The sequence below is a fragment of the Tsukamurella ocularis genome (assembly GCF_965138335.1).
GTDB lineage: Bacteria > Actinomycetota > Actinomycetes > Mycobacteriales > Mycobacteriaceae > Tsukamurella > Tsukamurella ocularis_A.
This window is the reverse complement of record NZ_CBCSDV010000001.1, coordinates 486727-500496: the sequence shown is the minus strand read 5'-3', so window position 1 is coordinate 500496 and position 13770 is coordinate 486727. Positions and strand designations below refer to the sequence as shown.

Genomic DNA, 13770 nt, shown 5'->3' with positions numbered 1-13770 from the left:
GAAGGAGGAACCATGGACTTCACCGTTCCGGAGGCGCAGACCGACCTCGCCGCCCTCACGCGGCGCATCGCCGAGGACTGGTCGGCCAAGAACCCCAAGCCCGGCGACTCGGGCTTCCACCGCGAGTTGTGGGCCGCGCTGGCCCGGTCCGGCGTCCTCGACGCGGCGTTGCCCGCGTCGGTCGGCGGCGGAGGTCTCGGTCTCACCGCGCACAGTGCGGTGCTCGCGGAGCTCGGCCGCACCGTCGCCCCCGCGCCGTACCTCGACACCGTCCTCGTCGGCGCCGAGACCCTCGCCGCGTACGGCGCGCCCGAGCAGATCGAGCGATGGCTCGTTCCCGTGCTGCGGGGGGAGGACACCATCGCGGCCGTCTTCGGCGACGAGCACACGGGTTTCACGGCGACGAACTCCACCGACGGGTGGCGGCTCAACGGCGCCCAGACCGCGGTCTCGTCCGCCGCGTTCGCGGACACCCTGCTCATCGAGGCGACCACATCGGAGGGACCCGCGCTGTTCCTCCTTCCCCGGGACGCCAAGGGCATCAGCATCACCCGGCAGCACGTGGTGAACGGCTCCGACGCCGCGCTCGTGGAGGCCGCGGCCGTGCCGCTCCCGCGCGAGTCCCGACTCGCCGGCGAGGGTGCTCCCGCCCGCGCCCGCCGCTTGGCGACGATCGGCTGGTGCGCCCTGCAGGCCGGTATCACCGAGCGCGCCCTGGAGCTGACCGCGGACTACGCGCGCACCCGCGAACAGTTCGGCAAGCAGATCGGCAGCTTCCAGGCCGTGCGGCAACGGCTGGCCGACGCCTACATCGACGTCGAGGCCGTGCGCCTCACCGTGCTCGAGGCGGCCTGGCGCGAGTCCGAGGGACTCGACGCGGCCGCCGAGATCGCCACCGCCAAGTTCTGGGCCGCCGAGGCAGGACACCGGGTGGCGCACACCACCGTCCACGTGCACGGCGGCGTCGGCATCGACACCGATCACCCCACCCATCGCTACTTCGTGGCGGCCAAGCGCGCGGAGTTCGCGCTCGGCGGCGCGACGGCCCATCTCCGCGCCCTCGGCGCGACCCTCGCCGGAAGGAACCCCGCATGATCCGCAAGCTGTACAAGACCGCGACCACCCCGCTATCGCCGAACGAATCCGTCGACTACATCGTGATCGGCTCGGGCAGTGCGGGTTCCGTGGTGGCGGGCCGGCTCGCCGACACGGGTGCCACGGTCGCGCTGCTCGAGGCGGGCAAGGCCGACAACACCCGCATGACCCAGGTCCCCGGCATGATCACGATGGTGCACACGGTGCCGCAGATGAAGTCGCGGGTGGCGTGGAAGCAGTACTCGGTGCCGCAGAAGTTCGCCAACGACCGCCGGATCCCCATGACCCGCGGCAAGATCCTCGGCGGATCCAGCTCCATCAACGGGATGCTCTTCGTCCGCGGCAACTGCGCCAACTATGACTCGTGGGCCGCCGAGGGCGCCACCGGCTGGGACTACGAGGGTGTGCTGCCCGCGTTCAAGCGCCTCGAGAACTGGGAGGGCGGCGGCAGCGACCTGCGCGGTACCGGCGGCCCCATCGAGGTGACCCGCCAGCGCGACCTGACCGAGGCCACGAAGTCCTACATGGACGCCCTGTCCGGCACGCTGAACACGCCGATCATCGACGATTACAACGGCGCCTCGCAGGAGGGCGTCAGCGTCTTCCAGCAGAGCGCCGCGGGCGGCACCCGCTACAGCTCCGCGCAGGGCTACCTCCGCGAGGCCCGCCCCAACCTGCGCGTACACGTGAACGCCCACGTCAAGCGAGTCGTCATCGAGAACGGCCGCGCCACGGGCGTGGAGGTGCTCGACGGGAACTCGGTCACCACGATCCGCGCCGACCGCGAGGTCGTCGTCTCCGCCGGCGTCATCGGCACCCCGCAGATCCTCATGCTCTCGGGCGTCGGCCCCGCGGCGCACCTGCGGGAGAAGGGCATCGACGTCGCCGCCGACCTGCCCGTCGGGCAGAACCTGCACGACCACCTGTTCGTCCCGATGACCTTCCTGATGAAGGACGCGGTGAACAAGGGCACCCCCGCCTACTTCGCGAAGGGCGTGGCGGCCGAGGTCCGCAAGCCCGGGACCACGTGGATGGCGCGCACCGTCTTCGACGCGGCCGCGTTCGTCCGCACGTCGTACGCCAAGGACATCCCGGACCTGCAGATCCACTGTCTGCCGTGGAACTACCCGGTGCCCAATCAGGACGCCGACAAGCTGCACATGGTCGATCCCCGTCCCGGCCTGACGATCCTGCCCACGCTGATCTACCCGCAGAGCCGCGGCGAGCTGCGCCTGAACTCGGCGAACCCGCTGGAGCAGCCGTCGATCGACCCCGGTTACCTCACCGACCCGCAGGACACCGAGGTCCTCATGGAGGGCATCGGCATGATCCGCGAGGTCATGCAGCACCCGTCGGTGCGGGGCAAGGTCAGCGAGGAGTTCACGCCGGGCGCCTCCCTCATGGACGATGCGGCGCTGCGCCGCGAGCTCCCGAACCGCGTGCATTCGGTGTACCACCCGGTGGGCACCTGCCGGATGGGCGTCGACGAGCGCGCCGTCGTCGATCCGGAGCTCAAGGTCATCGGGGTCGAGGGCCTGCGTGTCGCGGACGCCTCGATCATGCCCTCGATCACGGGCGGCAACACGAACGCGCCGTCGTACATGATCGGCGAGATGTGCGCGCGGTTCCTCGGCGCCTGAGATGAGCGGCGCAGGCTCGCAGTCGCTTCCGACGGTCGCCGACCTGCTCCGCGCCCGCGCCGACGATACCGGCGCGGGCCTGCGGGCCGGCGACCGCACGTGGAGCTGGGCGGAGCACGTCGCGGCGTCCGCGGTCCGGGCGTCCGTCCTGCGGGAACTGCTCCCCGACGCCGCCGGCGACGCGGCCGCGCCCCGGCACGTCGGGGTGCTCGCGGACAACGTCCCCGAGTTCTCGTTCCTGCTCGGCGCCGCGGCATTGTCGGCCGCCGTCGTCGTGGGGCTCAACCCCACCCGGCGCGGCGAAGCGCTCGCGCGGGACGTCGCGCTCGCCGACTGCGGCGTGGTCCTCACGCAGGGCCGCCATGCGGCGCTCCTCGACGGAATCGATCTCGGCGTACCGGTCATCGACCTCGACGGTCCGCGGTGGGCCGCCCTGCTCGACGCGCACGCCGGCGCACCGCTGCGCAACGCGGACGACACCACCGACATCACCCCCGACAGCCTGCTCGCGCTCGTCTTCACCTCCGGCACCAGCGGCGAGCCGAAGGCGGTCCGGGCCACACACGGGAAGTTCACGGGCGCTGGAATCATGCTGGCCCGGCGGTTCGGGCTGAGCGGCGACGACACCGCGTACGTCGCGATGCCCCTGTTCCACTCCAACGCGCTGCTCGCGGGCTGGGCGGTGGCCCTGGCCGGCGGCGCGACCATCGCTCTCGCCGAGCGCTTCTCGGCGTCGCGGTTCCTCGCCGACGTGCGGCGGTACGGCGCCACCTACGCGAACTACGTGGGTACGCCCCTGTCGTACATCCTCGCCACCGAGGAGCGCGCCGACGACGCCGACAATCCGCTGCGCGTCCTCTACGGCAACGAGGGCCGCTCCGACGACATCGCCGCCTTCGCCCGGCGCTTCGGCTGCCACGTGCAGGACGGCTACGGCTCGTCGGAGAACGGCGTCGCCATCGCCCGCACCCCGGACACCCCGCCCGACGCGCTCGGCCCGCTGCCCGCCGGGGTCGCGGTGTGGAGGCCGGGCACCTCGATCGAGTGCCCGCGGGCCGAGACCGCTCCGGACGGGACGCTGCTCAACGCAGACGAGGCGATCGGCGAACTGGTGAACACCGCTGGTACGGGCGGGTTCTCGGGGTACTACAACGATCCCGATGCCGACGCCGCGCGCTCGAACGGCGGCGTCTACCGCACGGGCGATCTCGCCTACGTCGACGCCGCCGGCTACGTCCACTTCGCCGGCCGCACCGGCGACTGGATGCGCGTCGGCGGCGAGAACCTGGGCGTGGCACCGATAGAGCGCGCGCTGCTACGGCACCCGGCCGTCGCCGAGGCCGCGGTCTACGGGCTGTCGGACCGGGTGGGCGACCAGGTGGCGGCGGCGCTCGTGCTCGTCCCCGGCGCGGAACTGGACCGCGACCACCTCGCCGCATTCCTCCGCGCGCAGCCCGACCTCGGCCCGCGGCAGTATCCGCGCCGCTGGCGGATCGTGGACGAACTGCCGAGGACCCCGTCGTTCAAAGTGCTCCGGCGCGCCCTCGTCGCCGACGGGATCGCCGCCACGACACCACTAACCGGGCAGTAGCGACCGCACCGCGTCGATCGTGTCCGCCTCGGCGGCGGTCTTGTCCGGGCGGTAGCGCAGCACGCGCGCGAACCGCAGCGCGACGCCGCCGGGATAACGGCGCGAGACCTGCACCCCGTCGAGTTCGATCTCGACCACGATCTCCGGCCTCAGGAAAACGGTGTGCTGGCCGCCGGGAGCGGGGCCGATCGATGCGGGCGCGGGCACCTCGTACTTCGGGAACTCCTCCGTCTGCCAGCGCAGCAGCGCGTCCGTGAGCCCCTTGAAGGTCTTGCCCACCATGATCGGATCGCCGCCGTCCGGGTCGCGGGCCCCGAGGTGCAGGTCCGAGAGCATCCCCGTGCGCCGGCCGTAGCCCCACTCGGCCCCGAGCACCACCAGGTCCAGCGTGTGGGTCTGCTTGACCTTCTGCCACGCGCGGCCCCGGCGCCCCGCGGCGTAGGGCGCGTCGAGCGACTTCACCATGACGCCCTCGTGTCCCGCGGCGAGGGCGGCCGCGTAGTGGGCCGCGGCCTCGTCCGGCGTGGGCCGGGCCAGGGCCGGGATCCGCAGCGCGCCCGCCACCGCCTGCAGCGCGTCGAGCCGGACCGACAGCGGCGCATCGAGCAGGTCGCGGCCGTCGAGGTGCAGGCAGTCGAAGAAGTACGGGCGCAACACCGTCTCGCCGGTCTCCGACGACCCGAACCGGCTCATCGTCTCCTGGAAGGGCCGCGGCCGGCCGGCGTCGGTGAGGGCGAGCGACTCCCCGTCGAGCACGACGGACCGGCACGGCAGCTCCCGCGCCAGCGCGACGATCTCGGGCACCGCGTCGGTGATGTCGCGGAGGGTGCGGGTGTACACCCGCACCTCGTCACCGAGCCGGTGCACCTGGATGCGGGCGCCGTCCAGTTTGAACTCGACGCTCACGTCCGGTCCCAGGTCGGCCAGCGCGGCGTCGACGCCCTCCGCCGGCGAGGCGAGCATCGGCGCGACGCCGCGCAGCACCTCGAGGCCGAAGCCCGCGAGTTCGTCGGCGCCGCCGCGCAGGGCCGCGGCGGCGGTGTCCGGCAGCGAACCGGAGAGCATCGCGGCGCGGCGCACCGTCTCCAGCGGCACGTCCGCGGCGCGGGCCACCGCGTCGGTCACCACGCCCGCGAGGGCGCCCTGGCGCAGCTCCCCGGTGATGAGCCCGACGAGGAACCGCTGCTCCGCCGCCGTCGCGCGGCCGAACAACCCGGTGAGGACGGCGTCCCGTCGGGCGACGGAGCCCGCGCCCGAGGTACCGGCCAGCTCGTCGAGCGCGGCGGTCACCTCGTCGACCGTCAGGGCCGGCTCCGGCGCCGGTGCGAGCGCGTCGACGGTCCGCGCGACGGTGCGCCACCCGGCGCCCAGGCGCCCCTGCAGGAGCTCCCCGGACAGCCAGGCGACGACGGGGCGCACGTCGGCGGGCCCGGCGGCGCGGATGACGGAGCCCAGCGCGGCGATCTTCGCGGTGCGCGAGCGCGTGCCCGCGACCTCGGCGGAGACGGCGACGACCTCGGCGAACAGCACCCCGTCATTGTGGCGCACACCCCTGACAGAAGGCGGCGCGATCACGACGACAGCGCGCGTCAGCCGCACGACAGTCCCACGACAGCGGGGCGATGCATCGTGATCGCCATGACGATCACACAGATGAGGACCGGCCAGAGCCCGTCCTCCCCCACCGACCTCGCGATCGACGCCCGCGGCCTGGTCAAGCACTTCGGTGCGACCCGCGCGGTCAACGGCGTCGACCTCCAGGTGCCGACCGGCACCGTCTACGGCGTCCTCGGCCCGAACGGCGCCGGCAAGACGACCACCATCAGCATGCTCGCGACGCTCCTGCGACCCGACGCCGGCAGCGCCCGCGTGTTCGGCCACGACGTCGTGGCCGAGTCCACGACCGTGCGCTCGCTCATCGGCGTGACGGGGCAGTACGCCTCGGTCGATGAGGACCTCACGGCCCGGCAGAACCTCGTGCTCTTCGGCCGGTTGCTCGGCAGGAGCCGCGCCGCCTCCCGCTCACGCGCCGAGGAACTGCTCGGCGCCTTCGGGCTGGAGGACGCCGCGAACCGGCCCCTCAAGGAGTTCTCGGGCGGCATGCGGCGGCGGCTCGATCTGGCGGCGAGCCTCATCGACACCCCGCCGCTGCTGTTCCTCGACGAGCCCACCACGGGCCTCGACCCGCGGACCCGCTCGCAGATGTGGGACACCATCCGCGACCTCGTCGCCCAGGGCTCGACGGTGCTGCTCACCACGCAGTACCTCGACGAGGCCGACCAGCTGGCCGACCGCATCGCCGTGATCGACCACGGCCTCGTCATCGCGGACGGCACCGCCGACGAGCTCAAGGCCTCGGTCGGCTCCTCCACGCTGCAGCTCACCCCCGCCGACCGCGCCGACGCGCCGGTTGTGGCGCGCACCGTCGAGAAGATCCTCGACGAGACGGCCGCGTTCAGCCCCGAGGCGGCGCGCGTGACCGCCCCGCTGCACCGCCCCGACCTCGTGCCCGACCTGCTCATCGCGCTACGCGAGCAGGGGGTCGCCATCGAGGAGATCACGGTCTCCAAGCCCAGTCTCGACGAGGTCTTCCTCACCCTCACCGGCAGCCCCGACGACACGGCCGCCGCCGATTCCGCCCAGGAGGCGTCATGACCAGCACCACCCTCACCCGCGCTCCCGGCCGCGTGCCGGACCGCGCGGCCCCCGACCGCATCGGTCTCACCGAGACCGTCCGGCAGTCCTTCACCATGGGCTGGCGCGGCGTGCTCAAGATCCGGCACAACCCGGAGCAGCTCTTCGACGTCGTGCTGCAGCCCGTCGTCTTCACGCTCATGTTCACCTACATCTTCGGCGGCGCGATCAGCGGCGACGTGCACAGCTACCTGCCGGTCATCATCCCCGGCATCCTGGTGCAGACCGTGATCGTCGCCTCGATCGTCACGGGCACCCAGCTCCGCGAGGACATGAACAAGGGCGTCTTCGACCGGTTCCGGTCGCTGCCGATCGCCCGCATCAGCCCGCTCGCCGGCGCGCTGCTCGCGGACGTCGTGCGCTACCTCATCGCCACGGTCATCACGTTCGTCGTGGGCATCGCGATGGGCTGGCGCCCCGATCCGGTCGGCGTCCTCGCCTCCACCGCGCTGATCCTGTTCTGCAGCTTCGCGGTGTCCTGGATCTTCGCCCTCATGGGTTGCCTCATGCAGAAGGCCACTTCCGTGCAGGGCGTCTCCATGATGATCATGTTCCCGCTGACGTTCCTGTCCAACGCCTTCGTCCCGGTCGAGACCATGCCGGGCTGGCTGCAGGCCTTCGTGAACGTGAACCCGATCAGCCACCTGGTGTCCGCGATCCGCGAGCTGTGCAACTCGGGCCACGCCGGCGTGCACGTGGTGTGGAGCCTGGTCGGCGCGCTGGTGATCATCGCGATCTTCGCGCCGCTCGCCGTGCGGGCCTACATCCGCAACGCCCGCTGACAACGCTCCCGACGAAGCACCGTCGCCCGGCACCGCCGCGCTACGCCCTCCGGCGCAGCGCGGCGGTGGTCTCGCGCAGGAGTCGGACCGCCCGCGAGCGGGACAGCCGGTCGATGTGGTCCACCCGCGCCCGCCACACTGCGGCCGAGGCGCCCTGCGGCGGCAGGGCGAGGGCCCGCATCGTCTCGTGCATGACCGGATAGTCCTGGCGCGCACCAAGCCTGCGGGCGAGCCCGACCATGGTCGCGGCCTCCTCGGAGGCCGGCTCCGTGGCCACCAGGTGGGCGCCGACGGCGAGCGCCATCGTCGCCGCTTGGGGCAGGTCCCAGTAGCCCGTGATCCCGAACATCGCCTCGTCGCCGGCGATCAGCGCCGTCACGAGCTCGGTCCCGATCTCCGGTGCGCCGCACGCGACGACGCCGAGCAGCGCGATCGCGACGAGCATCTCGCCGCCGGGATCCCTACTGCCGTTGGGGATCCGGCGCACCAGCAACTCCCCTGCCCGCCGGTAGAGGTCCGCGTCGGGCGCGCCCCGCAACCGCGCGAGCTCGGCCGTACCGATCATCATGGCGGCCACGGCCTCCGGGCCGCCGTCGGGATCCGGGTCCGGCGGCGACCACGCACCTTGCAGTGTGCGGTGCAGCGCCTCCGCCTCGTCGAGCCGGCCGAGGGAGCACAGGCTCGCCACCAGATACGCCGTCGCCTGCTTCGCGTCCTCGTCGGCGCCGATCGAGGCCAGCTTCTCGGCGGCGATGCGATAGCGCCGCTCCGCCTCCTCCCACCGTGCCTGCTGGCCGAAGATGCTCGCCGTGCTCATCGCGAGCATCGCCTCCGTCCAGGCGTCACCCGGTCCGCCGATCGCGGCGATCGTCGCCGAATCCTCCAGGGCGCCCGCCAGGTCGCCGCCGTTCTCCCGCAGATTCATCCGCGCCGCGAGCGCGTGCAGGCGCACGTCGTCCGCGGGCGCGTGCACCCCCGCGAGCACCAGGCGGAGCAGCCCGCGCACCGAGTGTTGCAGGAACGCCGCACTGAAGTAGTCCACCGCGTCGAGCAACGTCCGTTCGGGGCGGTGCAGCCTGCGGAGCAGGATGCGGCCGCGCACGACGTGTCGCGCCTTCGGATCGGTGCCGGGCGCCGCGCACGCGGCGAGCACGGTCGCCTGCCACAGTTCCCGGTCCTCGTCGGTGAGTCCGAGGACGAGCTCCTCCCGTGGGTCGGGCAGAGCGTCGACGATCCGTACGCCCAGCTCCTGTACCTGCGCGTGCAGGCTGCGCATCGACCACAGGCCGGCCAGGAGCGGGAAGACGCGGATCACGGTCCACACCGCGGCGCGGTCGCCGGCGGCCAGGGAATCGACGGCGCCGCGGAGCACGAACGCCAGGTTCTCCAGGTCGTCGGCGAGGCGCCCGATCACCGCATGCCCTCCGATGGAACGGTATTCGCGCCACATCCCGGCCGCGACCGTCGCCGCCCACGACGCCATCGCACGGTCCACGACGACGGCCTCGGCCGTCCCGTCCACGGACGGCGCCGCCTCGCTCAGCCGCTCCTCACCGAACTCGCGCACCGTCTCCAGCATCCGGTACCGGGTTCGTCCACCGCTCTCGGCGACCTGCACCAGGGACTGGTTCGCCAGCGATACCAGCGCGTCGTCGAGCGCGATCGGGCCCAGTCCGGTGACCGCGGCCGCCGCGGCGGCGTCGACGCCCGCGGGGAACCGGCACAGGCGGCGCAGCGTGAGCTGTGCGTCGGGCTCCAGGAGCTCCCAACTCCAGTCGATCACGGCGTGCAGCGTGCGGTGGCGGTCCGGCGTCGACCGATCAGTGGAGCGCAGCAGCGCGAATCGCTGCTCCAACCGATCGGTGATCTCCTCCACGCTCAGGGTACGCGCCCGTGCGGCGGCGAGCTCGATCGCCAGCGGCAGGCCGTCCAGGCGACGGCACAGCTCCGCGACGGCGTCGTCGGGCAGTGCCACGCCGGGACGCACGGCGCGGGCGCGCTGCGCGAACAACTCGACCGCGGCGGAGCCCGCACCGGCGGTCGCGAGGACGGGCAGCGGGTGCACCTGCTCGGCCCGGATCTGCAGGGGCGAGCGGCTGGTCGCGAGCACACTCACGCCGGGTGCGCCGGCGACGAGATCGGCCACCACGTCCGCGCAGGCGTCGACCACCTGCTCGCAGTTGTCCACCACGACGAGGCAGCGCCGGCGCCCGAGGGTCTCCAGCACGCGGGCGCCCAGGTCCCGGATCGCCCTGCGCGGCATGCCGTCCGCGCCGAGATCCGATTCGCCGAGGCCGAGGACGCGGGAGATCGCCGGCAGGACGCCCTCGGCGGAGCGGACCGCGGCGAGGGGAACGTAGTAGACCGCGGTCCCGGCCGCCGCGACCGCGTCTCCCACCGCCTCGGCGATGCGGGTCTTCCCCACCCCGCCCGGGCCGAGCACGGTGACGACCCGCGCCTCGCCGACCAGGCGCACGAGCTCGGCGACCTCGGCTTCGCGCCCGACGAGCGGCGTGATCTCCGCCGGGAGTCCCACGGCGACAGCGCGTCCCGAGACCGACGGTGCCGGGGCGGTCCCGTCCAGCAGCTCGCGGTGCAGCCGCGCCGCCTCGTCGCCCGGTTCGCTGCCCAGCTCCGTGATGGACGTGCGCCGCAGGTCGGCGTAGGCCGCGAGCGCCTCGGCGGTGCGGCCCGCGCCGGCGAGCGCCCGCATGAGCACGATCCGCGCGGGCTCGTCGAGCGGGTCGGCGGCGATGCGGCGCTCGGCGACGGCACGCGCTGCGTCGAAGTCGCCCGCGGCCAGCGCAGCGGCCGCCACCCGGGCCTCGAGCCGGTCGAAGGCGACTGCCGCGCGCCGCGCGAGCTCGTCCGCCGGCCCGCCCCGGTCGAGATCGTCGCCGGGAACGCCGCGCCACAGTCGTAGTGCGTCCGCCTCGCCGTCGGAGTCGCGCAGCGCGGCCTCGGCGCGGGCCAGGTCGGACTCCGCGTCGAGGCGGTAGCCGCCGGCGACGGCGACGAGTCCCGCAGGCCGGATGAGCGCACGCACGCGGGAGATCTGGGTGTGCAGGGCGGCGTGCGGCGACTTCGGCGGCGCATCGCCCCACACCTCGTCGACGAGGCGGTCGGCGCTCACGGGCCGTCCGTCGGCGAGGACCAGCGCGACGACGAGCCGCCGCGCCCGCACCCCGGGCACGGGCCGACCGCCGGCGACGACCGGTCCGAGGACGCCGATCATCGCCGCGTCGTCGCGAGCGCTGCCGTCGTGCACCCGGCCAGCGTAGTCGCGGACGGCACGTCGGTCCGCCGCCGCGGTGGCCCGATCAGCGGATGCGGAGCTTGCGCATCCAGCGCAGGACCTGCTTGGTCTGCTGGGCGTACTGCTCGTAGCTCTGCCCCGGGCGCGGGTTGTACACCTGCTGCTTCAAGGTCGCGAGGTTGGTCGTGTCGGTGTACTTGAGCAGGCCCGCGTCGCCGTGCCGCACACCGACCCCCGATGCCTTCCACCCGCCCGACGGGGTGCCCTTGCTCGCGAAGGACGCCGCGAAGCCGTCGTTGATGTTGACGTTGCCCGCCTCGAGCTGCGCGCCGATCCGCGCCGCGCGGCGCAGGTCCTTGCCCCACACGCTCGCGTTGAGGCCGTAGCGGGTGTCGTTGGCGAGGCGGATCGCCTCCTCGTCGTCCGAGTACCGGAACAGGGCGACGACGGGGCCGAAGGTCTCGGCCGTCGCCAGGTGCATGTCCGGCGTGACGCCGGTGAGGACGGTCGGCGCGTAGAACGCGGGACCGACGTCGGTGCGATCCCGCCCGCCGCACAGCACGGTGGCCCCCTTGGCCCGCGCGTCCTCGACGTGCGCGGCGACGCGGCGCAGCTGATCGGGTGAGGCGAGGGAGCCCATGTCGGGCTCGAAGTCGTAGGTCGCGCCCAGCTTGAGGGCGCCCGCGGCGGCGACGAACCGGCGCGAGAACTCGTCGTAGATCCTCTCGTGCACGTACATCCGCTCGATGTGCATGCACGCCTGGCCGGCATTGGCGAAGACCGCGAAGATCGCCGACGGAATCGCCTCGTCGAGATCGACGTCGTCGAGCACGATCATCGGGTTCTTGCCGCCGAGCTCGAGGCTGCATCCGATGAGGTTGCGCCCGGCCCGCTCGCCGACGGTGACGCCCGTGGCGGACGAGCCGGTGAACATGACGAAGTCCGACTCGTCGATGAGGGCGGGACCGACGTCCGGCCCCTGGCCGCAGACCACCTGGAACAGCCCCTCCGGCGCGCCGGCGCGCCGCAGCAGTTCGACGCCGTAGAGGGCGGCGAGCGCGGTCTTGTTGTCAGGCTTGAGGACGACGCCGTTGCCGGCGATGAGCGCGGGGATCGCGTCGGAGAGGGCCATCGCGAAGGGAAAGTTCCACGGCGCGATCACACCGATGACGCCCTTGGGCCGGTGCAGTTCGACGGAGTTGCTCACCACGGGGACGGGGCCACCGCGGCGGCGCGAGCGGAGCAGCTTGGGCGCGGACTTGAGGTAGTGGCTGATCACCATCGGGACGTCGCAGGACTCCTCGAAGGCCATCCGCCGATTCTTGCCCGTGCCGCTCTGGATGAGATCGACCAGCAGCTCGTTGTTCTCGAGGATCAGCTCGTGCAGCCGCCGGAACACGGCGAGTCGCTCCTCGAGCGGCCGTTGGGCCCACTGCCGCTGCGCCTCCCGCGCGGTCGCGAACGCCGCGACCACGTCGCTCGGGGTGGACTGCGGGAGCCCGCCGATGGCCGCGCCCGTGAACACCTCGCTCATGGTGAACGGTTCGCGACTGCCGTCGGCCACCACCAGCGCGGTGAGGCGCTCGATCAGCTCGTCGGTGACGCGCGCGGGCAGGGTGCTGTCGATCTGCGTGGGCGAAGCCATACCGAACTGTAACCCAAACCCTAGAACTTGTTCTAGATTCGAGGAATGGTCAACGATCTCAATCTGGGCATCAACCTCGGCTACTGGACTCGTGGGCCGGAGGACCACACCGCCGCGGTGGTCGCCGCCGACGAGCTCGGCTACGACTACGTCTTCACCGCCGAGGCCTACGGCTCCGACGCCTTCTCCACGCTGGCCTGGTACGGGTCCCGCACGAAGCGGATCAAGCTCGGCACCGCCGTGGCGCAGATCCCCGCGCGCACGCCCACCGCGACCGCGATGCACGCCCTCACCATCGACGGCCTCTCCGGCGGCCGCATGGTGCTCGGCCTGGGCGCGTCCGGCCCGCAGGTCGCCGAGGGCTGGTACGGGAACCCGTTCCCCAAGCCGCTCGCGCGGACCCGCGAGTACGTGGACATCGTGCGACAGGTGATCGCCCGGGAGGAGCCGGTCACCAGCGGCGGCCCGCACTACCCGCTTCCCCTCCCCGGTGGCACAGGACTGGGCAAGCCGCTCAAGTCCATCGCGCTGCCGGTGCGGCCGCGGATCCCGATCTTCCTCGGCGCGGAGGGGCCGAAGAACGTCGCGCTGTCGACGGAGATCGCCGACGGTTGGCTGCCGCTCTTCGTCGACCCGCAGCAGGTGGAAACCGTCTTCGGCGAGTCCCTCGCGGGCCGTTCCGCGGGCTTCGAGATCGCCGCGACGGTCTCGGTGATCGTCTCCGACGATCTCGATGCCGCCCTCACCCGGGCGAAGATCCCACTGGCCTTCTACATCGGCGGCATGGGCCACAAGTCGACGAACTTCCACCTCGACCTCATCGGCCGGCTCGGCTTCGCCGACGCCGCGGTCGCGGTGCAGGAGAAGTTCCTCGCGGGCGACCGCGCGGGCGCCATCGCCGCCGTCCCCGACGCGCTCGCCGACTCGATCGCCCTGCTCGGGCCGATCGACCGCATTACCGAACGACTGGAGCTCTGGCGCGACTCCCCGGTCACGACGGTGCTGTTCAGCGGCGTTCGCGATGAACCGTCGCTCCGCGCCCTGGCCGAGGCGGCCCGGGGCTGAGC

Annotated in this window: 9 protein-coding genes; 6 read left to right on the top strand and 3 right to left on the bottom strand. The window is 72.8% G+C overall.

The features are described from left to right. The first annotated feature begins 12 nt into the window (after window positions 1-12). Genes ACNAYW_RS02580 through ACNAYW_RS02570 form a run of 3 tightly spaced genes read left to right on the top strand, consistent with a single transcriptional unit; the run spans window position 13 to window position 4326 of the window. Complete coding sequence (locus ACNAYW_RS02580; RefSeq protein WP_415848177.1) at window positions 13-1095, top strand: acyl-CoA dehydrogenase family protein; 1083 nt, start codon at window positions 13-15, stop codon at window positions 1093-1095. Further along, window positions 1092-2735: a GMC family oxidoreductase gene (locus ACNAYW_RS02575; protein ID WP_415848176.1), complete on the top strand. Its 1644-nt coding sequence runs from the start codon at window positions 1092-1094 to the stop codon at window positions 2733-2735. Before ACNAYW_RS02580 ends, ACNAYW_RS02575 begins: the two co-directional genes overlap by 4 nt. Before the next feature lies 1 nt (window position 2736). Next, a complete protein-coding gene (locus ACNAYW_RS02570; RefSeq protein ID WP_415848175.1) occupies window positions 2737-4326 on the top strand; it encodes an AMP-binding protein in 1590 nt (529 codons plus the stop codon). Here the strand turns inward: ACNAYW_RS02570 and ACNAYW_RS02565 are convergent. Continuing rightward, window positions 4312-5856 (bottom strand): ATP-dependent DNA ligase, encoded by a 1545-nt coding sequence (locus ACNAYW_RS02565; protein WP_415848219.1) that lies wholly within the window; start codon window positions 5854-5856, stop codon window positions 4312-4314. The two genes, ACNAYW_RS02570 and ACNAYW_RS02565, sit on opposite strands and share 15 nt — an antisense overlap. A gap of 108 nt (window positions 5857-5964) precedes the next feature. Here ACNAYW_RS02565 and ACNAYW_RS02560 point away from each other — a divergent pair, with 108 nt between their 5' ends. Both ACNAYW_RS02560 and ACNAYW_RS02555 read left to right on the top strand, forming a co-directional pair. Beyond that, entirely contained in the window at window positions 5965-6981 is a 1017-nt protein-coding gene (locus ACNAYW_RS02560; RefSeq protein ID WP_415848174.1) for an ATP-binding cassette domain-containing protein, read from the top strand. Beyond that, window positions 6978-7802, top strand: a complete 825-nt coding sequence (locus ACNAYW_RS02555; protein WP_415848173.1) for an ABC transporter permease — start codon at window positions 6978-6980, stop codon at window positions 7800-7802. The genes ACNAYW_RS02560 and ACNAYW_RS02555 overlap by 4 nt, the downstream gene beginning before the upstream one ends. 40 nt (window positions 7803-7842) lie before the next feature. Here the strand turns inward: ACNAYW_RS02555 and ACNAYW_RS02550 are convergent, their stop codons facing one another. Further along, window positions 7843-11070, bottom strand: a complete 3228-nt coding sequence (locus tag ACNAYW_RS02550; RefSeq protein WP_415848172.1) for a BTAD domain-containing putative transcriptional regulator — start codon at window positions 11068-11070, stop codon at window positions 7843-7845. Window positions 11071-11122: 52 nt separating this feature from the next. After that, window positions 11123-12703, bottom strand: a complete 1581-nt coding sequence (locus ACNAYW_RS02545; RefSeq protein WP_415848171.1) for a succinic semialdehyde dehydrogenase — start codon at window positions 12701-12703, stop codon at window positions 11123-11125. Between the two features lie 45 nt (window positions 12704-12748). Here ACNAYW_RS02545 and ACNAYW_RS02540 point away from each other — a divergent pair, with 45 nt between their 5' ends. Then, window positions 12749-13768, top strand: a complete 1020-nt coding sequence (locus ACNAYW_RS02540) for an LLM class F420-dependent oxidoreductase (protein ID WP_415848170.1) — start codon at window positions 12749-12751, stop codon at window positions 13766-13768. Window positions 13769-13770 lie beyond the last annotated feature (2 nt).

Coding starts and splice junctions, on each gene's coding strand:
- ACNAYW_RS02560 (WP_415848174.1), top strand. CDS start 5,965: ATGACGATCACACAGATGAGGACCGGCCAGAGCCCGTCCTCCCCCACC.
- ACNAYW_RS02545 (WP_415848171.1), bottom strand. CDS start 12,703: ATGGCTTCGCCCACGCAGATCGACAGCACCCTGCCCGCGCGCGTCACC.
- ACNAYW_RS02575 (WP_415848176.1), top strand. CDS start 1,092: ATGATCCGCAAGCTGTACAAGACCGCGACCACCCCGCTATCGCCGAAC.
- ACNAYW_RS02540 (WP_415848170.1), top strand. CDS start 12,749: ATGGTCAACGATCTCAATCTGGGCATCAACCTCGGCTACTGGACTCGT.
- ACNAYW_RS02570 (WP_415848175.1), top strand. CDS start 2,737: ATGAGCGGCGCAGGCTCGCAGTCGCTTCCGACGGTCGCCGACCTGCTC.
- ACNAYW_RS02555 (WP_415848173.1), top strand. CDS start 6,978: ATGACCAGCACCACCCTCACCCGCGCTCCCGGCCGCGTGCCGGACCGC.
- ACNAYW_RS02580 (WP_415848177.1), top strand. CDS start 13: ATGGACTTCACCGTTCCGGAGGCGCAGACCGACCTCGCCGCCCTCACG.